At 67.5% G+C, this 23,976-nt stretch carries 22 protein-coding genes; 18 read left to right on the forward strand and 4 right to left on the reverse strand.

The window, feature by feature from the left end; genetic code table 11:
* Positions 1-31: 31 nt before the first annotated feature.
* The 5 genes from glpD to ATO4_RS15545 all read left to right on the forward strand — a co-directional run bounded on the left by glpD (position 32) and on the right by ATO4_RS15545 (position 5,525).
* Entirely contained in the window at positions 32-1,531 is a 1,500-nt protein-coding gene (gene glpD / locus ATO4_RS15525) for a glycerol-3-phosphate dehydrogenase (RefSeq protein WP_083592444.1), read from the forward strand.
* Positions 1,532-1,569: 38 nt separating this feature from the next.
* Complete coding sequence (locus ATO4_RS15530) at positions 1,570-2,646, forward strand: ABC transporter ATP-binding protein (RefSeq protein WP_083592445.1); 1,077 nt, start codon at positions 1,570-1,572, stop codon at positions 2,644-2,646.
* A gap of 13 nt (positions 2,647-2,659) precedes the next feature.
* Positions 2,660-3,736, forward strand: coding sequence for an ABC transporter ATP-binding protein (locus ATO4_RS15535; RefSeq protein WP_083592446.1), 1,077 nt, complete (start codon positions 2,660-2,662; stop codon positions 3,734-3,736).
* 11 nt (positions 3,737-3,747) lie between these two features.
* A complete protein-coding gene (locus ATO4_RS15540) occupies positions 3,748-4,635 on the forward strand; it encodes a sugar ABC transporter permease (RefSeq protein WP_083592447.1) in 888 nt (295 codons plus the stop codon).
* A gap of 77 nt (positions 4,636-4,712) precedes the next feature.
* Positions 4,713-5,525: a carbohydrate ABC transporter permease gene (locus tag ATO4_RS15545; RefSeq protein WP_083592494.1), complete on the forward strand. Its 813-nt coding sequence runs from the start codon at positions 4,713-4,715 to the stop codon at positions 5,523-5,525.
* Positions 5,526-5,599: 74 nt separating this feature from the next.
* On the opposite strand, the gene ATO4_RS15550 is transcribed toward ATO4_RS15545, so the two are convergent.
* Positions 5,600-5,956: a helix-turn-helix transcriptional regulator gene (locus ATO4_RS15550; RefSeq protein ID WP_083592448.1), complete on the reverse strand. Its 357-nt coding sequence runs from the start codon at positions 5,954-5,956 to the stop codon at positions 5,600-5,602.
* A 245-nt stretch (positions 5,957-6,201) separates the two neighbouring features.
* Between ATO4_RS15550 and ATO4_RS15555 the strand changes: the two genes are divergently transcribed.
* From ATO4_RS15555 to ATO4_RS15595, 9 genes are all read left to right on the forward strand, one after another.
* Positions 6,202-6,486: a DUF2160 domain-containing protein gene (locus tag ATO4_RS15555; RefSeq protein WP_083592449.1), complete on the forward strand. Its 285-nt coding sequence runs from the start codon at positions 6,202-6,204 to the stop codon at positions 6,484-6,486.
* 88 nt (positions 6,487-6,574) lie between these two features.
* Positions 6,575-8,365 (forward strand): ABC transporter substrate-binding protein, encoded by a 1,791-nt coding sequence (locus ATO4_RS15560; protein WP_083592450.1) that lies wholly within the window; start codon positions 6,575-6,577, stop codon positions 8,363-8,365.
* 77 nt (positions 8,366-8,442) lie between these two features.
* Positions 8,443-9,930, forward strand: coding sequence for a glycerol kinase GlpK (gene glpK, locus ATO4_RS15565; protein ID WP_083592451.1), 1,488 nt, complete (start codon positions 8,443-8,445; stop codon positions 9,928-9,930).
* Positions 9,931-10,063: 133 nt separating this feature from the next.
* On the forward strand, positions 10,064-11,107 hold the full coding sequence (locus ATO4_RS15570) for a cysteine synthase A (protein ID WP_083592452.1): 1,044 nt from the start codon (positions 10,064-10,066) through the stop codon (positions 11,105-11,107).
* Positions 11,104-11,835: an alanyl-tRNA editing protein gene (locus ATO4_RS15575; protein WP_083592453.1), complete on the forward strand. Its 732-nt coding sequence runs from the start codon at positions 11,104-11,106 to the stop codon at positions 11,833-11,835. Before ATO4_RS15570 ends, ATO4_RS15575 begins: the two co-directional genes overlap by 4 nt.
* A 135-nt stretch (positions 11,836-11,970) precedes the next feature.
* On the forward strand, positions 11,971-12,828 hold the full coding sequence (sseA, locus tag ATO4_RS15580; RefSeq protein WP_083592454.1) for a 3-mercaptopyruvate sulfurtransferase: 858 nt from the start codon (positions 11,971-11,973) through the stop codon (positions 12,826-12,828).
* A 5-nt stretch (positions 12,829-12,833) separates the two neighbouring features.
* Positions 12,834-13,382: a GNAT family N-acetyltransferase gene (locus ATO4_RS15585; protein ID WP_083592455.1), complete on the forward strand. Its 549-nt coding sequence runs from the start codon at positions 12,834-12,836 to the stop codon at positions 13,380-13,382.
* Positions 13,379-14,314 (forward strand): ornithine cyclodeaminase, encoded by a 936-nt coding sequence (locus ATO4_RS15590; RefSeq protein WP_083592456.1) that lies wholly within the window; start codon positions 13,379-13,381, stop codon positions 14,312-14,314. The genes ATO4_RS15585 and ATO4_RS15590 overlap by 4 nt, the downstream gene beginning before the upstream one ends.
* Before the next feature lie 147 nt (positions 14,315-14,461).
* Positions 14,462-15,502 carry an alpha/beta fold hydrolase gene (locus ATO4_RS15595; RefSeq protein ID WP_083592457.1) on the forward strand — a complete coding sequence of 347 codons (1,041 nt, stop codon included), beginning with the start codon at positions 14,462-14,464 and terminating at the stop codon, positions 15,500-15,502.
* 46 nt (positions 15,503-15,548) lie between these two features.
* Here ATO4_RS15595 and ATO4_RS15600 read toward each other — a convergent pair whose 3' ends face one another.
* Entirely contained in the window at positions 15,549-16,427 is an 879-nt protein-coding gene (locus ATO4_RS15600; RefSeq protein ID WP_245308775.1) for an MBL fold metallo-hydrolase, read from the reverse strand.
* Between the two features lie 386 nt (positions 16,428-16,813).
* Here ATO4_RS15600 and trpA point away from each other — a divergent pair, with 386 nt between their 5' ends.
* From trpA to ATO4_RS15615, 3 genes are all read left to right on the forward strand, one after another.
* Positions 16,814-17,644, forward strand: coding sequence for a tryptophan synthase subunit alpha (gene trpA / locus ATO4_RS15605; RefSeq protein WP_083592458.1), 831 nt, complete (start codon positions 16,814-16,816; stop codon positions 17,642-17,644).
* Between the two features lie 63 nt (positions 17,645-17,707).
* Positions 17,708-18,658 carry an acetyl-CoA carboxylase, carboxyltransferase subunit beta gene (gene accD, locus ATO4_RS15610; protein WP_083592459.1) on the forward strand — a complete coding sequence of 317 codons (951 nt, stop codon included), beginning with the start codon at positions 17,708-17,710 and terminating at the stop codon, positions 18,656-18,658.
* Between the two features lie 38 nt (positions 18,659-18,696).
* The gene (locus ATO4_RS15615; protein ID WP_083592460.1) at positions 18,697-20,031 is read left to right on the forward strand and encodes a folylpolyglutamate synthase/dihydrofolate synthase family protein; all 1,335 of its coding nucleotides are present in this window, start codon (positions 18,697-18,699) and stop codon (positions 20,029-20,031) included.
* A gap of 31 nt (positions 20,032-20,062) precedes the next feature.
* Here the strand turns inward: ATO4_RS15615 and ATO4_RS15620 are convergent, their stop codons facing one another.
* The gene (locus tag ATO4_RS15620; RefSeq protein ID WP_176223014.1) at positions 20,063-20,617 is read right to left on the reverse strand and encodes a DUF2937 family protein; all 555 of its coding nucleotides are present in this window, start codon (positions 20,615-20,617) and stop codon (positions 20,063-20,065) included.
* A gap of 596 nt (positions 20,618-21,213) precedes the next feature.
* Between ATO4_RS15620 and ATO4_RS15625 the strand changes: the two genes are divergently transcribed.
* Positions 21,214-23,463 carry a mechanosensitive ion channel family protein gene (locus tag ATO4_RS15625; protein WP_083592462.1) on the forward strand — a complete coding sequence of 750 codons (2,250 nt, stop codon included), beginning with the start codon at positions 21,214-21,216 and terminating at the stop codon, positions 23,461-23,463.
* A gap of 140 nt (positions 23,464-23,603) precedes the next feature.
* On the opposite strand, the gene trxA is transcribed toward ATO4_RS15625, so the two are convergent.
* Positions 23,604-23,921, reverse strand: coding sequence for a thioredoxin (gene trxA, locus ATO4_RS15630; RefSeq protein ID WP_083592463.1), 318 nt, complete (start codon positions 23,919-23,921; stop codon positions 23,604-23,606).
* Positions 23,922-23,976: the final 55 nt, after the last annotated feature.

Genomic DNA, 23,976 nt, shown 5'->3' on the forward strand with positions numbered 1-23,976 from the left:
ACCGAAATGCTGCAGTGCGAAGCGGGAGAGCATGAAGACTTTCGACATCTTCGTCATCGGTGGCGGCATCAACGGCTGCGGCATCGCTCGCGATGCGGCGGGTCGCGGCTACAGCGTCGGGCTGGCCGAGATGAACGACCTCGCCTCCGGCACGTCGTCCTGGTCGACCAAGCTGGTCCATGGCGGCCTGCGCTATCTCGAGCACTACGAGTTCAGCCTGGTGCGCCACGCGCTGATGGAGCGCGAGGTGCTGTGGGCGATCGCGCCGCACATCATCCGGCCCTTGCGCTTCATCCTGCCGCACCACGACGGGTTGCGGCCGAAATGGCTGCTGCGCACCGGCCTCTTCCTCTACGACCATATCGGCGGCCGCAAGAAGCTGAAGGCGACGACGAAGGTCGACCTGTCGGGCCCGCTCGGGGCGCCGCTGAAGAACGAATTCCGCGTCGGCTTCGAATATTCCGATGCGCGGGTGGACGATGCCCGCCTCGTCGTCCTCAATGCGCGTTCGGCGACGGACAAGGGCGCCGAGATCATGGTGCGCACCAAGGTGGTCGCGGCGCGGCGCGAGGCCGGCCTGTGGCACCTGACGCTGCGCGACACCGGAAATGGCGAGGAGCGGAGCATTCCCGCCCGGTTCCTGGTCAATACCGGCGGACCCTGGGTCGATCTCATCCTGCGCAACGCCGTCGGCCGCAACGACGCGCACCACATCCGCCTCGTCCAGGGCTCGCACATCGTCACCAAGAAGCTTTACGAGCACGACCGGGCCTACATCTTCCAGAACGCCGACGGCCGCATCATCTTCACCATCCCCTATGAGGACGACTTCACCCTCGTCGGCACCACCGACCGGGATTTCGAGGGCGATCCGGCCGATGCCGCGATCACCGACGAGGAGACCGACTATCTCCTCGCCGCGGCAAGCGACTATCTGGAGACGCCCGTCCGGCGCTCCGACATCGTCTGGACCTTCTCCGGCGTCCGGCCGCTCTTCGACGACGGCGCCTCCAAGGCCCAGGAAGCGACGCGCGACTACGTGCTGAAGGTCGAGGACGGCGGGCAGGGCCCCGGCCTCCTCAACTGCTTCGGCGGCAAGATCACCACCTACCGCGTGCTCGCGGAAGATGCGATGAAGAGGATCGAGGAGGCGCTCGGCCGCAAGGGCGAGAGCTGGACCGGCGACGCTCCGCTGCCCGGCGGGGCCTTTCCGGTGGACGGCATCGCGCAGCTCGAGCGCGACCTCGCCGCCAGGGCGCCGGAACTCGGCGCTGCGACGATCCGCCGGCTGGTGCGCGCCTACGGGACCGATGCGGCCGGTTTCGTCGCGGCGGGCAGGCTGGGCGAGGATTTCGGCCACGGGCTGCATGCGGCCGAGGTCGATTTCCTGATCGCGCAGGAATGGGCGCGGAGCGCCGAGGACATCCTGTGGCGCCGGTCGAAGCTCGGCCTGCGATTCACCTCGGGCGAGGCGGAGCGGCTGGCGACTTACGTGGACAAGGCAACGGCGGGACGGCGGGCGGCGGCCTGAGGGCCCTTTCAGCCAGGTCAGCCGTTTGGGAGGACGGATTGCTCGAACTCATCAATGTCAGCCGCAGGGTCGGCGCCGAGGATCACATCGTCGACGTCTCGCTGCAGCTCCAGCGCGGCTCGATCAACGTGCTGCTCGGCCCGACGCTCGCCGGCAAGACCTCGCTGATGCGGCTGATGGCCGGCCTCGACGCCCCGACCGCCGGCAAGGTGATCATGGACGGGACGGACGTCACCGGCGTTCCCGTGCGCCGGCGCAACATCGCCATGGTCTACCAGCAGTTCATCAACTACCCGACGCTGACGGTCTACGAGAACATCGCCTCGCCGATGCGCGTCGCCGGACGGCCGAAGGCCGAGATCGACGCGGCGGTGAAGAAGGCGGCCGATCTCCTGCAGATGACGCCCTATCTGGGTCGCACCCCGCTGAACCTGTCCGGCGGCCAGCAGCAGCGCACCGCGCTGGCACGCGCGCTGGTCAAGAACGCCGACGTCGTGCTTCTCGACGAGCCGCTGGCCAATCTCGACTACAAGCTGCGCGAGGAACTGCGCGAGGAACTGCCGAAGATCTTCGCCGCGACCGGCGCGATCTTCGTCTATGCGACGACCGAGCCCCACGAGGCGCTGCTTCTCGGCGGGCGGACGGCGACGCTGTCGAAGGGCCGCGTCACCCAGTTCGGCGAAACCACCGCCGTCTATCGCCGGCCACATGATCTCCTGACGGCGACGACCTTCTCCGACCCGCCGCTCAACGTCTTTGCCGCCGAGAAGCGCGGGCAGCGGTTTTCCGGCGCCGGCGGCATCGATTTCGCCGCCTCCCCCGCCCATGCCCAGCTGGCCGACGGACGCTACAGGATCGGCGTGCGGCCGCACCGGCTGGAACTCGGCAAGACCAAGGCGGCAGGCTTCGACGCCAGGGTCACCCTCACCGAGGTGACGGGATCGGAGACCTTCATCCACGCCGCCCATGCCGGCACCGACATCATCGCGCTCGTCCACGGCGTGCGGCGGGTCGATGCGGGCGACACCGTCCACCTGTCCTTCGATCCGGCCGAGATCCTCGTCTTCGGCGAAGACGGCATCGCGGTCGCCGCCCCCGCCGCGATGGCGGCCTAGAGGAGACGTCCCCATGGCCCGCATCCGGCTCGACCATATCCGCCACGCCTATTCGCCCGAACTGGCGAGGGCCAACAACTACGCCCTGCGCGAGGTCGACACCATCTTCGAGGATGGCGGCGCCTATGCGCTGCTGGGTCCGTCCGGCTGCGGCAAGACCACCCTCCTCAACATCATTTCCGGGCTCCTGACCCCGTCGGAGGGCCATGTCCGCTTCGACGACACGGACGTCACCCTCTTGACGCCGGAGGCGCGCAACATCGCCCAGGTGTTCCAGTTCCCGGTGATCTACGACACCATGACGGTGCGCGAGAACCTTGCCTTCCCGCTGAAGAACCGCAAGGTGCCGAAGGCCGAGATCGGGCCGCGGGTCGAGGACATGCTGCGCCGCATCGGCCTCGAGGCGAAGGCCGATCGCAAGGCCCGCGGGCTGACCGCCGACGAGAAGCAGAAGATCTCGCTCGGGCGCGGCCTGGTGCGCTCCGACGTCAACGCCATCCTCTTCGACGAGCCGCTGACCGTCATCGATCCGCACATGAAGTGGCAGCTGCGCTCGGAGCTGAAGCAGCTGCACCGCGAATTCCAGATGACCATGGTGTACGTCACCCACGACCAGACCGAGGCGCTGACCTTCGCCGACAAGGTGGTGGTCATGTATGCCGGCGAGGTCGTCCAGATCGGCACGCCCGAAGAGCTGTTCGAGCGCCCGCAGCACACCTTCGTCGGCTATTTCATCGGCTCGCCCGGCATGAACGTCCTGCCCTGCGATCTCGACGGCGGCGACGCCATCGTCTCCGGCGAACGGGTGAAGCTGCCGGCCGGCCTTTCCGCGACTGCCACGAAGAAGCGCGTGGAGCTCGGCATCCGGCCGGAATTCGTCTCGCTCGTTGCGCGCGGCACCGGCATTCCCGTGACCATCGAGAAGGTCGAGGACATCGGCTCGGAGAAGATCGTGCGCGCCCGGCTCGGCGAGCACCGCGTCAGCGCCGTCGTCGCCGAGGACAGCGCCATTCCGGCCGACGCCGACATCGCCTTCACTGCGGAGCGGCTCAATCTCTACGCCGATTCCTGGCTGGTCGAGCGGGGCTGAAGGAGGAAACGATGGAAAAGACCTGGAACAACAAGGCCTGGTTCTTCGTCCTGCCGGTGCTGCTGCTGGTCGCCTTCTCGGCGGTGATCCCGCTGATGACGGTGGTGAACTATTCGGTGCAGGACTCATTCGGCAACAACCAGTTCTTCTGGTACGGCGCCGACTGGTTCCGCGAGGTCCTGACGTCGGAACGCTTCCACGACGCCTTGATACGCAACCTCCTGTTCTCCGCCATCATCCTCGCCATCGAGGTTCCGCTCGGCATTCTCGTGGCGCTGGCGATGCCCAAGAAGGGCATCTGGGTGCCGGTCTGCCTCGTCCTGATGGCGCTGCCGCTGCTGATCCCCTGGAACGTCGTCGGAACGATCTGGCAGGTCTTCGCGCGCACCGACATCGGCCTCCTCGGCTACGCGGTCGACGCGCTGGGCATCGACTACAACTACGTCCGCAACACCTTCGACGCCTGGGTGACGGTGGTCGTCATGGATGTCTGGCACTGGACGAGCCTCGTCGTGCTGCTGTGCTATGCCGGCCTCGTCTCGATCCCCGACGCCTATTACCAGGCCGCCAAGATCGACGGCGCCTCGCGCTGGGCCGTCTTCCGCTACATCCAGCTGCCGAAGATGGGCCGGGTGCTGCTGATCGCCGTGCTCCTGCGCTTCATGGACTCATTCATGATCTACACCGAGCCCTTCGTCGTCACCGGCGGCGGCCCGGGCAATTCCACGACCTTCCTGTCGATCGATCTCGTGAAACTCGCCATCGGCCAGTTCAACATCGGCGAGGCGGCGGCGATGAGCCTGATCTACTTCCTGATCATCCTGCTTCTGTCGTGGATCTTCTACACGGTGATGACCAATGCCGGGACCGACAAGCCGATGACGGGAGGCGGAGAATGAGCGACCACGCAACCACGGCCCATCCGAGCCTGCCGGGCGCCGCCCATTCGGAAACCGCCCTCGCCGCCCGCTCGCGGATGAAGACCGGGCACTTCCGCTGGAAGGCGCTGATCCCGATCGTCTACATCGTCTTCCTGCTCCTGCCGATCTACTGGCTGGTCAACATGAGCTTCAAGACCAACCAGGAGATCCTCGGGGCCCTGACGCTCTGGCCGCAGAACCCGACGCTGCACAACTACCGGGTGATCTTCACCGACCCGTCCTGGTACATGGGCTACGTCAACTCGATCATCTATGTCGTGATGAACATGGTGATCTCGGTCTCGGTGGCGCTGCCGGCGGCCTATGCCTTCTCGCGCTACCGGTTCCTCGGCGACAAGCACCTGTTCTTCTGGCTGCTGACCAACCGCATGGCGCCGCCGGCCGTCTTCGCCCTGCCCTTCTTCCAGCTCTATTCCGCCTTCGGGCTGATCGACACGCATATCGCCGTGGCGCTCGCCCACTGCCTGTTCAACGTGCCGCTGGCGGTGTGGATTCTGGAAGGCTTCATGTCGGGCGTTCCCAAGGAGATCGACGAGACCGCCTATATCGACGGCTATTCCTTCCCGAAGTTCTTCTTCAAGATCTTCACGCCGCTGATCGCGAGCGGAATCGGCGTCGCCGCCTTCTTCTGCTTCATGTTCTCCTGGGTCGAACTGCTGATCGCCCGCACCCTGACCGTCACCGACGCCAAGCCGATCTCGGCGATCATGACGCGAACCGTGTCGGCCTCCGGCATGGACTGGGGCGTGCTCGCGGCGGCGGGAGCGCTGACCATCATCCCCGGCGCGATCGTGATCTGGTTCGTGCGCAACTACATCGCCAAGGGCTTTGCCCTGGGGCGGGTGTGATGGGGGTCGCTGCTTCACCCTTGGCGCGGCGCCCCCTCGCCCTTCGAGGCGAGGGAACGGTTTCGCCACTCCCCTCAATCCACGATGTCCTCGATGCCGAGCTTCAGGGCCGTGGCGAGCGCCTTCAGCGTCGACAGGCGCGGGTCGATCTTGCGGCTTTCGATGTCGCTCACCGTCGCCGCACGAAGGCCCGCCGCAGCGGCAAGCTCGGCCTGCGTCATGCCGACGGACTTGCGCCACGCGGCGAGCGGATGGAGTTCGCCATCCCAAACCGCGCGCGCCAGTTCGCTGGGCATCGACGGACTGTCCGGGTAATCGAGTTCGGCTTGCCTAACCAAGGCAATATCGCCTGCATCCTCGATCAGGTCGTCATATTCGGCGCGGGTCATGACGATCATGCTCTCGCCTTTCAGATTGACTGCCTCGTTCATGGTCTCACCTCAACGATAGGCTTCGCGGCGGTGGGCGACGCGGAGCACCAACATGTCGTCCACGAGGACGAAGATCGCGCGCCAGACGCCGACCCGCATTCGGTACTCATGCGATCCCGGTCACGTGCGGGCATCCGATCCAAGGCCTTCTTGGCGGCAGGATGGTAGATGACTTTCATGAACTCATCCGCTTTGGCGCAAATCTCTTTTACTGCAAAACGTACACTGGCGGCAAGGAGGCTTAGATGATCGACCTATCCTGGATGGCCTGGACCTGGCCGACGGCGATCTTCTTCATCGTCATCTTCTCGCTCATCGCGCTGATGGGCGTGTGGGAGTACGCCGTGCCCGGTGGCTCGCCGCGGGTCGGGATCCTGCGCTTCGAGACGACGCGGGGCGACCGGTTGTTCGTGTCGCTGCTCGGCTCGGCCTTCATCTGCCTCGGCTGGCTCTCGGCCACCGACCTGTCGCTCTGGTACGCCCTCGGCGTCTGCGCGCTCTTCTTCATTCTCGTCTTCCGCCTCGTCTGACGCGGAAGGGAACATGGGTTCGGGCTGCCGCCGGTCGGCTCGGATCTCGGGATGGATCGACCGGCTTGTCTCAACGGGAGGATAACTCATGAAACGCAATCTCTGGGTCACCACGGCGACCCTCGCCATCGCGCTCGCCTCCGGTCCGGCCTTCGCCGACATGGACGCGGCCAAGACGTTCCTGGACAACGAGATCAAGGATCTCTCGACGCTGTCGCGCGCCGACCAGGAAAAGGAGATGCAGTGGTTCATCGACGCGGCCAAGCCCTTCCAGGGCATGGACATCAAGGTCGTGTCCGAAACCATCACCACACATGAATACGAGTCCAAGGTCCTCGCCCCGGCCTTCACCGCCATCACCGGCATCAAGGTCAGCCATGACCTGATCGGCGAGGGCGACGTGATCGAGAAGCTGCAGACGCAGATGCAGTCGGGCGAGAACATCTACGACGCTTACGTCAACGATTCGGACCTCATCGGCACCCACTGGCGCTACCAGCAGGTCCGCAACCTCACCGACTTCATGGCGAACGAGGGCAAGGACGTCACCAATCCGATGCTCGACGTCGCCGACTATATCGGCACGTCCTTCACCACCGCCCCGGACGGCAAGCTCTACCAGCTGCCCGACCAGCAGTTCGCCAACCTCTACTGGTTCCGCTACGATTGGTTCAACGACGAGAAGAACAAGGCCGACTTCAAGGCGAAGTACGGCTACGATCTCGGCGTGCCGGTCAACTGGTCGGCCTATGAGGACATCGCCGAGTTCTTCACCGGCCGCGAGATCGACGGCCAGAAGGTCTATGGCCACATGGACTACGGCAAGAAGGACCCGTCGCTCGGCTGGCGCTTCACCGATGCCTGGCTGTCCATGGCCGGCAATGGCGACAAGGGCATCCCGAACGGCGTGCCCGTCGACGAATGGGGCATCCGCGTCAACGAGCAGAGCCAGCCGACCGGCTCCTGCGTCGCCCGTGGCGGCGACACCAACGGCCCCGCGGCGGTCTATTCGATCCAGAAGTATCTCGACTGGCTGAAGGCCTATGCCCCGCAGGAAGCCCAGGGCATGACCTTCTCCGAGAGCGGCCCGGTGCCGGCGCAGGGCCAGATCGCCCAGCAGATCTTCTGGTACACCGCCTTCACCGCCGACATGGTGAAGGACGGCCTGCCCGTCGTCGACGAGGAAGGCAATCCGAAGTGGCGCATGGCGCCGTCGCCGCATGGCGTCTACTGGGTCGACGGCATGAAGCTCGGCTACCAGGACGTCGGTTCCTGGACGCTGATGAAGTCGACCCCGGAGGATCGGGCCAAGGCCGCCTGGCTCTACGCCCAGTTCGTCGGCTCGAAGACCGTCGACGTGAAGAAGAGCCACGAGGGCCTGACCTTCACCCGCGAATCGACGATCCGCGACAAGAGCTTCACCGAGCGTGCGCCGAAGCTCGGCGGCCTCGTCGAGTTCTACCGCTCGCCGGCCCGCAAGCAGTGGTCGCCGACCGGCACCAACGTGCCGGACTACCCCAAGCTCGCCCAGCTCTGGTGGCAGGCGATCGGTGATGCGGCGTCGGGCGCCAAGACCCCGCAGGAAGCCATGGACGCGCTCTGCGCCAACCAGGAGCAGGTGATGCAGCGCCTCGAGCGGGCGGGCATCCAGGGCGACATCGGCCCGAAGCTCAACGAAGAGCACGACATGGAATACTGGGTCGAGCAGGCCAAGGCGAACGGCACGCTGGCGCCTCAGCCCAAGAAGGAAAACGAGAAGGAACAGCCGATCACCGTCTCCTATGACGAGCTGGTGAAGAGCTGGCAGGATTCCGAGGCCGCGATGCCGGCTTCGGCGACGCCCGCCTCGGCCGAAGGCACGATGCAGAAGTCGAACTGAACCGACTTCGACGAACACGAAAGCCGGGGTCCGCCCCGGCTTTCTGCCATCGCAATCGCAGCAATGGGAAACGCACCATGTCCGGATACGTTCTCGCCATCGACCAGGGCACCACCTCGACGCGGGCCATCGTCTTCGACGACGGCACTCGCATCAAGGGCGTGGCGCAGCAGGAATTCGCCCAGCATTTTCCCCGCTCGGGCTGGGTCGAGCATGATCCGGAGGACATCTGGAATTCCGTCCTCGGCACGGCGAAGGGGGCGATCGCCGAAGCCTCCCTGTCGGCCGCCGACATCGCCGCCATCGGCATCACCAACCAGCGTGAGACGGTCCTCGTCTGGGACCGCGAGACCGGCAAGCCGATCCACAACGCCATCGTCTGGCAGGACCGGCGCACCGCCGAGATCTGCCGCAGGCTGGTGGCGGACGGCGCCGAGCCCCAGATCACCGACAAGACCGGGCTGATCGTCGATCCGTATTTCTCGGGCACCAAGATCGCCTGGCTCCTCGACCATGTGGAAGGCGCGCGGCAGAAGGCCGAGCAGGGGCGGCTCGCCTTCGGCACCGTCGACAGCTTTCTCCTGTTCCGGCTCACCGGCGGCAAAGTCCACGCCACCGACGCGACCAATGCCTCGCGCACCATGCTCTTCGACATCTCGGCCAATGACTGGGACGACGATCTCCTGAGGCTCCTGAACGTCCCCCGTGCGATCCTGCCGCAGGTGATGGACTGCGACGCCGACTTCGGCGTCACGGATGCGTCGCTGTTCGGCTCGTCGATCAGGGTCCTCGGCATCGCCGGCGACCAGCACGCCGCCACCCTCGGCCAGGCGTGCTTCCAGCCGGGCATGCTGAAATCCACCTATGGCACCGGCTGCTTCGCCGTCCTCAACACCGGCGAGGAGCGCGTCGCCTCCAACAACCGGCTCCTGACGACCATCGCCTATCGCCTGTCCGGCAAGACCAGCTTCGCCCTCGAAGGCTCGATCTTCATCGCCGGCGCCGCCGTGCAATGGCTGCGCGACGGGCTGACGATCATCGACAAGGCCGATGTCAGCGGCCCTCTGGCGGCGAAGGCAGACCCCGAACAGGACGTCTATCTCGTTCCCGCCTTCACCGGCCTCGGCGCGCCCTGGTGGGACGCCGACGCCAGGGGCGCGATCTTCGGCCTGACCCGCAAGACCGGCCCGAACGAACTCGCCCGCGCGGCGCTCGAAGCCGTCTGCTACCAGACGGCGGATCTCCTCAACGCCATGAAGAAGGACTGGCCGGCGGCGAGCGACACGGTGCTCAGGGTCGATGGCGGCATGGTGGCATCGGACTATACGATGCAGCGCCTCGCCGACCTTTTGAACGCCCCGGTCGACCGGCCGGCGGTGCTGGAAACGACGGCGCTCGGCGCCGCCTGGCTCGCCGGCCAGAAGGCGGGCGTCTGGCCGGGCATGGAGGGCTTTGCCGCAAGGTGGCGGCTGGAGCGCCAGTTCACGCCGCAGATGGACGCGGTCACGCGGGGGCGCAAGCTGACCGGCTGGGCCGATGCGGTGCGGCGGACGCTGACGCGGTAGAGCCGGGATCGGCCGGGGCGAAGTTGCCGCCGTGCGGGTCCGTCACCGGGCCTTGCGGCGCCGTCGTCCTTGCCTTCCCCCGGGGGCGCCCATAACTTGCCGGCATGTGCCCTCCACCATGCGATCCGATTCCATGACCCTGCGCCTCAATTCCGTTCTCGACGCCATCGGCAACACGCCGCTGATCCGGCTCAACAAGGCCTCGGAGGTGACCGGCTGCGAGATCTACGGCAAGGCCGAGTTCATGAATCCCGGCCAGTCGGTGAAGGACCGGGCCGGCCTCTTCATCATCCGCGACGCCGAGGAGAAGGGGCTGCTCGAACCCGGCGGGCTGATCGTCGAGGGAACCGCCGGCAACACCGGCATCGGCCTGTCGCTGGTCGCCAAGGCGCTCGGCTACCAGACGGTCATCGTCATCCCCGAGACCCAGAGCGAGGAAAAGAAGGACGCGCTGCGCCTGATGGGCGCCGAGCTGATCGAGGTGCCGGCGGTTCCCTACAAGAACCCCAACAACTACGTGAAGCTGTCCGGCCGGCTCGCCGCGCAGCTGGCGAAGACCCATCCGGCCGGCGCCATCTGGGCCAACCAGTTCGACAACCTCGCCAATCGCGACGGCCATGTCGTCACCACCGCCGAGGAGATCTGGCACCAGAGCGGCGGCGACGTCGACGGCTTCATCTGCGCCGTCGGCACCGGCGGCACGCTGGCCGGCACCGCGATGGGGCTGAAGCGGCATTCCGGCCGCATCAAGATCGGCATCGCCGACCCGATGGGCGCCGCCCTCTACAATTATTACGCCCATGGCGAGCTGAAATCCGAAGGCTCGTCGATCACCGAGGGCATCGGCCAGGGGCGCATCACCGCCAATCTGGAAGGCTTCGAGCCGGACTTCGCCTATCAGATCCCGGACGACGAGGCGCTGCGCATCGTCTTCGACCTCGTCCAGGAGGAAGGCCTCTGCCTCGGCGGCTCCTCCGGCATCAACATCGCCGGCGCCATCCGCATGGCGCGGGAGCTCGGCCCCGGCCATACCATCGTGACGATCCTCTGCGACTACGGCAACCGCTACCAGTCGAAGCTGTTCAACCCGGCCTTCCTCGCCGAAAAGGGCCTGCCGGTGCCCGAATGGATCGGCCGAACGCCGGAGTTCGACATCCCGTTCGAGAGCGTGGGATGACCATCCCCCTGTTTCGCGAGGATGCCTACCTCTCGACCGTCGAGGCGGCGGTGACCGGCATCCGCGAGGACGGCGGCATTCTCCTCGACCGGACGGTGTTCTACGCCACCTCCGGCGGCCAGCCGGGCGACACCGGGCATTTCGAGCGCGCCGACGGCTCGCTCATCAGGATCGGCGCCACCATCACCGGCGAGACCAAGGAGGTGATCGTCCACCTCCCCGAGGCCGGCCAGCCGGTCCCGGCGATCGGCGAGAGCCTCGTCCTCCACATCGACTGGAAGCGGCGCTACCGGCTGATGCGCATGCACACGGCCTGCCACATCCTGTCCGTCGTCCTGCCCTATCCCATCACCGGCGCCTCGGTCGGCGAGGAGGAGAGCCGGGTCGATTTCGATCTGACCGAAGCGTCGGCCGACAAGGCGGAGGTGACGGAGAAGATGATGGCGATCGTCTCGGCCAACCACCCCGTCTTCACCCGCTGGATCACCGACGCCGAGCTCGACGAAAATCCGGGCCTCGTCAAATCCGCCAATGTCCGCCCGCCGCGCGGCCTCGGCCGCATCCGCCTCGTGTGCATCGGCGCGGACGGCGCGGTCGACACCCAGCCCTGCGGCGGCACCCATGTCTCGGAGACCCAGGAGGTCGGCGAAATCCACGTCTCCAGGATCGAGAAGAAGGGCAGGGAGAACCGGAGGTTCAGGCTGCGGTTCGGGGCGATGCCGGATTAGGACCGACGGCGAATTACGCCGGCCCCGCCCCGCTTCCGCCATTGGGCCTGTCCCGGCGAACCCGACGGTTCTTCGCCGATATCACCCTCCCACCCCTATGGCCTTGATCCGCCCCGTCCTCCATATTGCACCGTCATGACCCAGAACCCCTTCCTCATCTCGCCGCAGGATCTCGCCGCCGTCATCGGCCGCGACGGCGTCTCGATCGTCGACGCCTCCTGGTACCTGCCGGCGCAGAACCGCTTCGCCAAAGCCGAATACGACGCCGGCCACGTCCCGGGCGCCGTGTTCTTCGACCAGGACGACATCGTCGATCCGGCCTCGAGCCTGCCGCACACCCTGCCGCCGGCGGACGTCTTCGCCGAAAAGGTCGGCGCGCTCGGCATCTCGGACAGGGACACCATCGTCGTCTATGACGGCATGGGGCTGTTCTCGGCGCCCCGGGTCTGGTGGCTGTTCCGAACCTTCGGGGCGAAGGACGTGCGGGTTCTCAACGGCGGCTTTCCGGCCTGGCAGGCGGCGAGCCTGCCGGTCGAGACGACGGCCCCCGAAAGCCGGCCCGCCGCCTTCGAGGCGCGGCTCGACGAAGGCGCCGCGGTGTTCCTGCCGCAGATGAAGGACATCGTCGCCGCCGGTTCCCTGCAGATCCTCGACGCGCGCCCGGCCGATCGCTTCGCCGGCGAGGCGCCGGAGCCGCGCCAGGGGGTGCGGGCCGGGCACATGCCGGGCGCCCGCAGCCTGCCCTTCCTGCAGCTCACCGAAGGCGGCCGGCTGAAGACGCCGGAGGAACTGCGCCGAGCCTTCGCCGAGGCCGGGGTCGATCCCGACCGGCCGTCGGTGACGAGCTGCGGCTCGGGCGTGACGGCGGCGGTGATCAATCTCGCCCTCGAAAGTGTCGGCAACCGGTCCTCCAGGCTCTATGACGGGTCCTGGACCGAATGGGGCTCGGCCGCCGACACGCCGGTGGAGACCGGCCGGGGCGCGAAGACCTGACCGCCATGCGACTTCTTCGAACCCGTGTCACCAGCCTCGAGATGAAGGCTCGCCCGACGGTCCTCGCGCCGATCCCCTTCGCCGCCGGGACGGTGGCGATCACCGAGGTCCCGTCGATGCCGCTCGCCGAGTACCGGGCGCTCTACCGCAAGGTGGGCGAGGCCCACCACTGGACCTCGCGTCTCCTCAGCGACGAACGGCTGAAGCGCGAGATCCACGACGGCGACACCAAGATCTTCGTCATGACCGTCGACGGCCGCAGGGCCGGCTGGTTCGAGCTCGACATCCGCCGCGCCGTCAACGAGGTGCGGATCGTCCATTTCGGCATCCTGCCGGAGCATCGCGGCCGGGGCCTTGCCCATGTCATGCTGTCGCGGGCGATCGTCTGCGCCTTTGCCGGCGATCCCGGCCGGGTGACCATCGAGACCAACACCCTCGACCATCCCGCCGCTCTCGCCCTCTACCAGAAGCACGGCTTCCGCCCTTACGCGCTGCGCGACGTGCAGACGCCGGCGATCGAGACGATGCGCGAGCCGGTGCGGGCGCTGTCGTGAGAGTCATCGGCTTTACCGAGGCGGACGGCAAGCTGACCTGGCCGATGGTGGTCGAGGCGCTGGCGGCGGGCCATCGCCGCGCCGCTCCCGAGATCGGCGACCTCCTGATCGGCAGCGGCGACAACAGGCTGCTCAGCCGCGCCGCCTGGATCGACGGGCTCGGCATCGCGCTGAAATCCGTCACCATCTTTCCGGACAATCCCCGCGCCGACCCGCCGCGCCCCTCCGTCCAGGGCGGCGTCCTCCTCTTCGATCCGCAGACCGGGGCGCCGAGCGCGGTCATCGATGGCGGCCTCGTCACCAAGTGGAAGACCGTCGCCGATTCGCTGCTCGGGGCGACGCTCCTCGCCAATCCGGAGCCGAAGACGCTGCTCGTCTGCGGCGCCGGAGCCGTCGCGGGACATCTCGTCGAGGGCTACCAGGCGCTGTTTCCCTCCCTGAAGACGGTGCTGATCTGGAACCGGACGACGGCCCGCGCCGACGCGCTCGCGGCATCGGCCGGAGGCGGCGAGGCGACCGTCTGCGTCGCCCTCGATCTTCCCGGCGCGGCGGCGCAGGCGGACATCGTCTCCACCGCCACCATGGCCACGCAGCCCTTCCTGAAGGGCGAATGGCTGCGGCCCGGCTGCCATGTCGATCTCATCGGCGCCTACACGCCGCAGATGCGCGAGGCGGAGGACGACGTCCTGACGCGCGGCGAGATCTTCGTCGATTCGCGCAAGACCACCCTCGGCCACATCGGCGAGATCCAGATCCCGCTCGACGCCGGCACGATCGTTGCCGGCGACATCCGCGGCGAGCTCCTGGATCTCGTCGCCGGCACGGCCGGCCGCAGCGGCGAGGCGGCGATCACCGTCTTCAAGAACGGTGGCGGCGCCCATCTCGACCTGATGGTGGCGGATCTGATCGCACGGGTGCTGGGCGAGGGATAGCATCCCGGCCCGGCCCTCCGCCGCGTCGGGGGATACGAACCGGAACGTCGGAGCGACGCGACACGTGGCCGGCGACGGGAGGACAGGTTTCGCCGTCCCCTCAGACGCGCTATGGCTTGCCGACAGCATGCCAAGCGGACCTGACCCTTGATCCTTCGTATCGTCCTCGCCCTTCTCCTCCTGATCGCGGTCGCGCTCCTCGGGCTCTGGCTCTTCGGGCCGCGCGAGCCGGTCCACACGACGGTCAGCTTCGACCCGGCGGCGATCGGCAGCGATCCCGACACCTATCTGCAGAAAGAGGAAGCCGACATTCCCAATCTGCGGCCGCAGTCGACCAAGGAGATCGTCTGGGCCTATCCCGCCTCACGGGCGAAGACGCCGCTCTCGATCGTCTACATCCACGGATTTTCCGCCGACAAGGCCGAGACGCGGCCGCTCGCCGACGAGGTGGCGAAGGCGCTCGGCGCCAATCTCTTCTACACCCGCCTCACCGGCCACGGCCGCGACGGCGCGGCGATGGAGCAGGCGAGCGTCAACGACTGGGTGAACGACCTTGCCGAGGCCGTGGCGATCGGGCGCCAGCTCGGCACCCGGGTCGTCGTCATCGCCTCCTCGACCGGGGCGACGCTCAGCGCCCTCGGCACGACCATCTCGCCGCCGATGGCGCCGCACAGGGTCACGCCTCACGTCATGGACGGGGTCGCCGGCCTCGTCTTCATCTCCCCGAACTTCGCCATCAACAGCCGCTGGGCCTTCCTCCTCGACATGCCCTTTGCCCGCGATCTCTTGCCCCTCCTCGGCGGCGAGACGCGCAGCTTCGAGCCGGTCAATGCCGGCCAGGCCGAACACTGGACGACGGCCTATCCGATCGGCGCGCTGGCGCCGATGGCGGCGCTGGTGCGGGCGGTGCGCCGCATGGACCTGTCGAAGGCGCGGCCGCTGCCGCTGCTGGTGTTCTTTTCCCAGGAGGACACGGTCGTCGATCCCGATGCGACGGAGGCCTTCGCGGCGAAGTGGCCGGGGCCGACCGAGGCGGTCGCCGTCCCGGTCACCGGCGATCCCTCCCATCACACGCTCGCCGGCGACATCCTGTCGCCGCAGACGACCAGCGAGATCGCCGCCCAGATCACCCGCTGGGTCGAGGCCCTGCCGGCGATGGCAGGACCCTCTGCGACAACAGGCCGGTAGCCGCCCCCCCGCGCCGCCTGCCCCCGCAAGCGGCGCACGGGTCGCATCAGCCCTTCTCGCCGGCGATCGCCAGCTGGTAGCTCTCCGGCACGAAGCGGTAGCCGCCGTCCTCGAGCTTCTCGGCATAGCCGATGGCCGGGAACGGCATGTGGTAGCCGATGAACGGGATGCGTTCGGCGGCGATCCTGTCGAAGACCCGCTTGCGGGTTTCGATTGCCCTCTGCGGATCCATGTCGAAGCCCACCACCCAGTCCGGCTTCTGCAGCGAGGCGACGAAATGGTTGGCGGTATCGGCCGTCAGCATCAGCCGCTGGCCGGCCGATTCCAGCTCGAACACCATGTGGCCGGGCGTGTGGCCGGGGGCATCGAGGGCGGTGATGCCGGGAGCGACGCGGTCGCCGTCCCGCAGCAGCGTCATCCTGTCCCGCAAGGGGACGACGAGGCTCTCGACCGTCTTCGCCATTTCGGCCCGCGCGCCGGTCTTCGCCTCCGGCGACGTCCACCATTCGAACTCGGCTGCGCCGGTGGCATAGCGGGCCTTCGGAAAGGTCGGCTGGCCGCCGGTCATCAAGCCGAGGATGTGATCGGGATGAAGATGGGTGAGGACGACGAGGGTGACGGCCTCCGGCTGGTAGCCGGCGGCGGCCATCCGCTCGACGAGCTTGCCGTAGCCATTCGCCTTGCCGCTCTCGCCGAAACCGGTATCGAAGAGAATCAGCTCGCCGCCAAGTTCCACGAGGGTCGGCGTGAAGCCGTTGACGAAGCGGGTCTCCGGCAGGAAGTTCGCCCGCATCAGGGCGGCCATCTCCGCCTGGCTCCGGTCCTTGCCGAAGGTCGGGTGCGGCCCGTCGGCATGGCGGGTCCCGTCGAGGATGGTGGTGATGCGCGCATCGCCAAGGGCAAAGCGTTGCCAGCCTGGTGTCATGAGTGTCGCCTTTTTCGATGGATGTCTGGACGCTGGATGTCTGGACGGCGCCGGAAGCCCGTTCGTGGCCTTCGCCGATCGGCGCGACGAAGCGGTGAACGTCCGGCCCCGCATGCCGGTTGCGTCGGTGGCGCCGCCCCAGCCCCGGCGCAACGCGGGGAGCCTCGCCCGGCCCGCCGCCCGGCATCCATGATCGCCGCACCGCCCGAAGGCAACCCGCCGCCGGGCGCCATCGGCACGGAACGTCCCGTCCGGTTCCGGCTTGGCGCTTGGCAGGGCCTTGCCGGATGGCGTAAGGAACCCGGCGAGCATCCGTCGCAAATCCTTCAAAGTCCCGGCGATCCCGCGAACCTCCGCCGCCGGCTCGCCCCGATCGAAAGCCCGCCATGACCACCCGCATCGAAGCCCGATTCTCTCGTCTGAAGGAAGAGAACCGTCCCGCCCTCGTCACCTTCGTCATGGCGGGCGATCCGGACCACGAGACGGCGCTGAAGATCGCCGAGGCACTTCCCGCGGCCGGCGCCGACCTCATCGAGCTCGGCATGCCGTTCTCCGATCCGATGGCCGACGGGCCGGCGATCCAGCGGGCCGGCCTGCGGGCCTTGAAGAACGGCGAGACGCTGAAGAAGACGCTGTCGCTGGTCAGGGACTTCCGGCGCGGCGACGACGAGACGCCGATCATCCTGATGGGCTACTTCAACCCGGTCTACATCTACGGCGTCGAAGGCTTCGTGAAGGACGCGATCGAAGCCGGCGTCGACGGGCTGATCGTCGTCGACCTGCCGCCCGAGATGGACGAGGAACTCTGCCTGCCGGCACTGAAGGCCGGGCTGAACTTCATCCGGCTGGCGACGCCCACCACCGACGACAAGCGCCTGCCCGCGGTGCTGAAGAACACCTCCGGCTTCGTCTACTACGTCTCGATCACCGGCATCACCGGCTCCGCCGCGCCGGATGCGGACAAGGTCGCCGCCGCGGTGTCGCGGATCAAGCGCCACACCGACCTGCCGGTCTGCGTCGGCTTCGGCGTGCGCACCGCCGAGCAGGCGGCGGAGATCGGCCGCGGCGCCGACGGCGTCGTCGTCGGCTCGGCGCTGGTTTCGGCGATCGAGGCCGCTTCCCGCGACGGCGGCGGCGATGCGGTGGTGAAGGCCGTCACCGACATCGTCGCGCAGCTCGCGCAGGGCGTCAGGACCGCCCGCCTTGCCAAGGCCTGACCGGACCGCCATCTCCTCGGGCAAAGCCCCGGCCCGTAAAGAAACGCGAAAGACGGATCTCCCGTGAACTGGATCACCAACTACGTCCGCCCGAAGATCTCGAGCCTTCTCGCCACCCGGCAGGTGCCGGACAATCTCTGGATCAAATGCCCCGAGACCGGCGAGATGGTCTTCCACAAGGACCTCGAGGCCAACCAGTGGGTGGTGCCCTCCTCCGGTTTCCACATGCGGATCCGGGCGAAGGACCGGCTCGGCCACTTCTTCGACGACGGCGCCTACGACCTCGTCGACCTGCCGTCGGTCGCCGTCGATCCGTTGAAGTTCCGCGACCAGAAGCGCTATGTCGACCGGCTGAAGGAAAACCGCGCCAAGGCCGAGACGGACGATGCCGTGATCGTCGCCAAGGGCGCCATCGAGGGCCTCGACATCGTCGCGACGGTGCAGGATTTCGCCTTCATGGGCGGCTCGCTCGGCATGGCGGCCGGCGAGGCGATCATCAAGGGCTTCGAGACCGCGATCGCGGAGAGACGGCCGCTGGTGCTGTTCTCGGCCTCGGGCGGAGCGCGCATGCAGGAGGGGATCCTGTCGCTGATGCAGCTGCCGCGCACCACCGTCGCGGTGGAGATGCTGAAGGAAGCGGGCCTGCCCTACATCGTCGTCCTGACCAATCCGACCGCCGGCGGCGTCTCGGCCTCCTACGCGATGCTGGGCGACGTCCACATCGCCGAGCCCGGCGCGGTGATCGGCTTTGCCGGCGCCCGGGTGATCGAGCAGACGATCCGCGAGAAGCTGCCCGACGGCTTCCAGCGCGCCGAATATCTGATGGAGCACGGCATGGTCGACATGGTCGTGCCGCGCCACCAGCTGAAGAGCCGCATCGCGACGCTCTTGCGGCTCCTGACCAAGGCGCCGGCCGAGCCGATCGCAGGCCTCATCGCAGCCGAGCCGGCGGAGCCGGGCGAGGCAGCCGACGCGCATGGCGACAGCGAGACGCAGGCCGCCGTCCACGCATAGATTTTGCATCCTTCCAAGGTCTGGCGTAACACGCCGCGATGACAACGACCTCACGCGCCGCCGCCGAAATCGACGCCCTTCTCGGCCGCCATCCCAAGGGCTTCGACCTGTCACTGGAGCGCATTCTCCGGCTGCTCACGGCGCTGGGGGATCCGCATCTGCGACTGCCGCCGACGATCCACGTCGCCGGCACCAACGGCAAGGGCTCCGTCACCGCCTTCCTGCGGGCGATCCTCGAGGCCGACAGGCGGGCCGTCCACACCCACACCTCCCCGCATCTCGTCAACTGGCACGAGCGCTACCGGCTCGCCAGCGGCGCCGGCACCTCCCGCCTCGTCGACGACACGGCGCTCGCCGAGGCCGTCAGGCGCGCGGCGAATGCCAATGAAGGCCGGCCGATCACCGTCTTCGAGATCCTGACCGCCGTCACCTTCATGCTGTTCGCCGAGTATCCGGCCGACGCGGCGGTGGTCGAGGTGGGGCTCGGCGGCCGGTTCGACGCGACCAACGTCATCCCGCAGCCCGCCGTCAGCGTGATCACGTCGATCTCGCTGGATCACCAGTCGTTCCTCGGCGACCGGGTGGAGCTGATCGCGGCGGAAAAGGGCGGCATCATCAAGCCGGGGGTGCCCGTCGTCATCGGCCAGCAGACCGAGCAGGTGGCGCTGGAGGTGCTGACCTCGATCGCCGACCGGGTCGGCGCGCCGCTCTGCGTCTATGGCGAGGACTTCTTCGCCTATGAGGAGCATGGCCGGATGGTCTACCAGGACGACCGCGGCCTCATCGACCTGCCGCTGCCGCGGCTGCCCGGTCGCCACCAGATCGTCAACGCCGCGACGGCGATCGCCACGCTGCGCCACGGGCCGTTCCCGCCCTCCGACGCAGCGGTCGAGGCGGGCATGGGGCGGGTCGAGTGGTTCGGCCGCATGCAGCGCATCACCGCCGGCCCACTGCTCGACATCGCCGCCCCGGGCGCCGAGATCTGGATCGACGGCGGCCACAATCCCGGCGCCGGGATCGCCATCGCCGAAACCCTCGCCGACATGGAGGAGCGCGTGCAGCGGCCGCTCTTCCTGATCACCGGGATGATCAACACCAAGGAGCCGGTGGGCTTCTTCTCGGCCTTTTCCGGCATGGCGCGCCGGGTGTTCACCGTGCCCGTCACCATGAGCGAGGCCGGGCTCGACCCGGACGAACTTGCCGATGCCGCGATCGAAGCCGGCCTCGATGCGGAGCCTGCCAATTCCGTCGAGGAGGCGATCCGCCTCGTCTCCACCAACTGGCAGGCGGTGCCGGCGCCGCGGTTCCTGATCTGCGGCTCGCTCTATCTGGTCGGGGACGTCCTCGGCCGGAACGGCATGGCGCCGCAGTAGCCTCGCGCCCTCGTCGCCATCTCCGTCCCCGTCACTGGGGAATGTCGCCGCCGGTCCCTGCTGGCGCCATGGCGCGCCGCGCCCGGCGGCGCTTGCGCATGGCGACGGCCCCGTGGGTGCCGCCGCCCAGCGCCCAGCCGAGAAGAAAGCCCGCCAGCGCCAGGAGCACACCGTCGCCCGTCGCCGGGATCGCCGGCCGGTAGTCGCCGGCGGCGCGCTCGGCGATCGACCAGTCCGGATCGGCGGCAAGCTCGAAGGGCCGGAACAGCGGGGCGGTCGCAACCAGCGAGCGGTAGCGCTGCTCGAGGGCCTGGTAGCGCAGGCGGCTTTCCTCCGCGTCGCTACCCTGCCGCGCGGCGAGGTCGTCGGCGTTCCGCTTCAGCCGCTCGATCGCCTCGTCGGGCGTCAGGGCGAGAACCCGGGCGCTCTCCTCGAAGCGCTCGACGACGGCGCGCATCTCGTCCGCCGCGCCGCCGAGGCGCTGCAGATATTGCTGGGTGAATTCGGCCGACTGGCTGAACAGCAGCCCGCCGAAGAGTGCGGCGAGGACCCGGGCCAGGAATGCACTCAGATGGTCTTCCTCCACTCGATCATGATCGGGAAAAGCGGAAACCGGCTCTCCGACAAGATCATCCGCAGACAAAGAGCCGAAGCGGCGACCTCATCGGACCCGATCTCATCCCGATCGAACGCGCCACGACAAGATCAATCTATCGCGGTGCTGCCTCAGGGCCAGCTTTCGTGACAATCCGCCGGTCGCGATGAAGGATCGGCCGCGTCGGCGTGCGCCGTGTTCGACGAAATGATCGCCACGGCTCTCATCGGCATCTTCGTCATCCCCGCGCCTTTCTCGTCGACCGGTCGCCGCGGGAGCTTGCACGCCGGAGAACCGGGCGCCGTGAGGCAGAACCCGCCGCCGTTTCGAATGCGGGTCCGCCGACACGAAGGAGTAGTTCCGGTCGCGGGGACTTCCCGATAATCTCGGCTCCACGGCGTGCCTGCGACGAATGATCGCCGAACGACGCGGCGTTCGAAGACTTTGGCCGGGGCTGCCCCTGATCGAGGCAAAACGAGCATGATCGGGAAAAGTGGAAACCGGTTTCCGATAAGATGATGCGCAGACAGAGAGCAAGAGCTCAGATGCGAGCCGACCTGATCTCATCCCGCTTTGGAAGGGCTACGATGATGCGACGGCACTCGCCGGTCGTTGCGATGCTGATCGCAGCGGTGACGGTTCTCGTCCTGGTCTGCATGCCCGCCGGTTCCTCGCTGGCGCAGGATCCGCTGTCGATTGCGCAGGCCGGCACCGGCCCGGCCGTCGCAACCCCGGAGCAGGCGGAGGCCGATTCCGGGATGATGATGGCGCCGACGGAGGCGCTGGAAGGCATGGTGAGCATCCGCAACCGGCTCTGGCTGACGCTGCAGGCGGCGCCCGCCGCGCCGGCGGCGATCGTCGCGACGCTGGAGAACCCGGCTCAGGGCGCGCAGGCCGGCTGGATCTGGCGGGCTCTCCTGCTCACGGGCCTTTCGCTGGCGGTCGGCGCTCTTGCGGCCTTCGGAATCGATCGCTGGGCGGCGCGATTGAGACAGGCCGCCCATCCGGCCCCCGATGCCGACAGGGCCGCCCGGATCGCCTTCGTCCTGACGCGGATATCCACCTCGCTCCTGACACTTCTGGCGCTGTTCTTCGCCGGCCTGACGACGACGGTCGTCCTCTCGCCGGAAGCGACGCCGGCACGCTGGACCTCGGTGATCACGCTCGCGTCCCTGAGCGCCTTTCTCCTGCAGCGCGACTTCGTGCTCGGCATTCTCTCCCAGCGCACGCCGCAAGCCCGCCTGACCGGTCTGGACGATGCGCAGACCCGCCGTCTGTCCGGCCCGTTTCTGGCGGTGCTTGCCGTGACCTCCAGCATCTTCGGGCTCTCCGGCTGGCTCGAGGGTCTCGGCCTTGAAGAACCCCATGTCGATCTCCTGCAGGTCATCGCCTATTGCGCGTTGTGCGTGGGGATGATCGTCTGCGTCATCGTCCGGCGGGAGATGGTGGCACGGCTGATTGCCGGACCTTCCCGGCGCCCTAGCCGTTGGCGTGGCACGCTTGCCGCGACATGGCATCTGATCGCCATCGCCTATCTGCTGGCCGCCACCGCCTTCTCGATCGCCCATGTCCTCATGAGCTCGACCTTTCAGCCCGGGCCGATCCTCGGCCCCGTCGCAGCGGCCCTTGCCGGCTCGCTGGTGCTGGCGCTGGCCGCGCTCTTCATCGAGCGACAATTCCGCCTGCGGCGCGCGCCGGGCGAACGCCGGGACGGTGACCCCGTGGGGAGCGAAATCGAAGCCGGCAGCGATCGCCCCGACGAAAGGGACATCGTCACGGTCACCGATCATGTGAGCCCGTGGCCGGAGCGCTGGCGTCGATACTGGCTGCATGTGGCCGCCATCTTCGCCGCCGTTGTCGCGGCTGCCGTGCTCCTCGCCGTCTGGGGGCTGCTGGGGCGCGCCGAAACCGCCCGCCACTGGCTGACTGTGACCAGCGTCCTGTTTGCGACCTATATGCTCTACAGCGCCGTGCGCGTCTGGATCGACGGCCAGATCGCCGACGAGGCGGGCCATGTTCCCGAGACGGGCGATCACGAGGCCAAGGAAATCGGCAAGGGCTCCTCGCGCCTCGCCACCCTTCTGCCTCTCCTGCGCAAGATCCTGATCGCCGCCATCGTCTGCATCGGGGCGATGCTGCTGCTCACCGGCCTCGGCATTTCGGTGGCGCCCCTCTTCGCCGGTGCGGGCGTCGTCGGGCTGGCGGTCGGCTTCGGCGCGCAGACGCTGATCCGCGACATCTTTTCGGGGGCGTTCTTTCTGCTCGACGATGCGTTTCGCCATGGCGAATACATCGATGTCGGCAGCGCCAAGGGCACCGTCGAGAAGATCTCCGTGCGCTCCTTTCAGCTTCGCCACCACAATGGCCCGCTGAACACGATCCCCTTCGGCGAGATCAAGCAGCTGACCAACTATTCGCGTGACTGGGTGATCATGAAGCTCAATCTGCGGCTGGTCTACGGCACCGACATCGAAAGGGTGCGCAAGCTGATCAAGAAGCTGGGCGCCGAACTGGCGGAGGATCCCGAGGTCGGTCCGCTCTTCCTCGAACCGCTGAAATCGCAAGGGGTCGTCCAGATGGAGGATTCCGCGATGATCCTCCGGGTGAAGTTCATGGCGCGGCCGGGCGACCAGTTCATCCTGCGCCGCGTGGTCTTCACGCGCATCCACATGCTCTTCGACGCCGAACACATCGCTTTCGCCAACCGTCAGGTGACGGTGCGCGTCGAGACCGTCAACGGCCGTACGGGCGATGACGGTCTCGACCCGGCAACCCGCGCCGCGCTCGGCTCGGTGGAATCGATTCTCGATGCGGAGATGCCGGCCAAGCCGCGCTAGAGTGGGATGCGATCAGCTTCGATCGACATCCCACTCTATCCTTTTCTTGCCGCATGATCTTTTTCCGAAAACCGCAGACCGAAAAAAAGCCCGCGCCGGTGGCGCGAGCCTTGTCTCTCTCATCCGAGATGCGGCGCTGCTTATGCAGCGCCCTTGATCCAGTCGACCAGCTTCGACTTCGACTGGGCGCCGACCTGCACCGAGGCTGGCTCGCCGTTCTTGAACAGCAGCAGGGTCGGGATGGAGCGCACGCCGAACTGGGCAGCGAGATCCGGATTCTCGTCGATGTTGACCTTGGCGACCTCGATGTCGGTCATCTCCTCGGAGATCTCCTCGAGGCTCGGCGCGATCATCTTGCAAGGACCGCACCACTCGGCCCAGAAGTCGACGACGACCGGCTTCTGGCTGTCGAGGACGTCGGTCTTGAAACTCTGGGTATCGACCTTCTTGGTGGCCATGGTTGGCTCCTGTTTGACGTTTCGTTGACTAGGTAGACCTCGCGGCAGGTCAATT

The sequence above is a fragment of the Aurantimonas sp. 22II-16-19i genome (assembly GCF_002088275.1).
Taxonomy (GTDB): domain Bacteria; phylum Pseudomonadota; class Alphaproteobacteria; order Rhizobiales; family Rhizobiaceae; genus Jiella.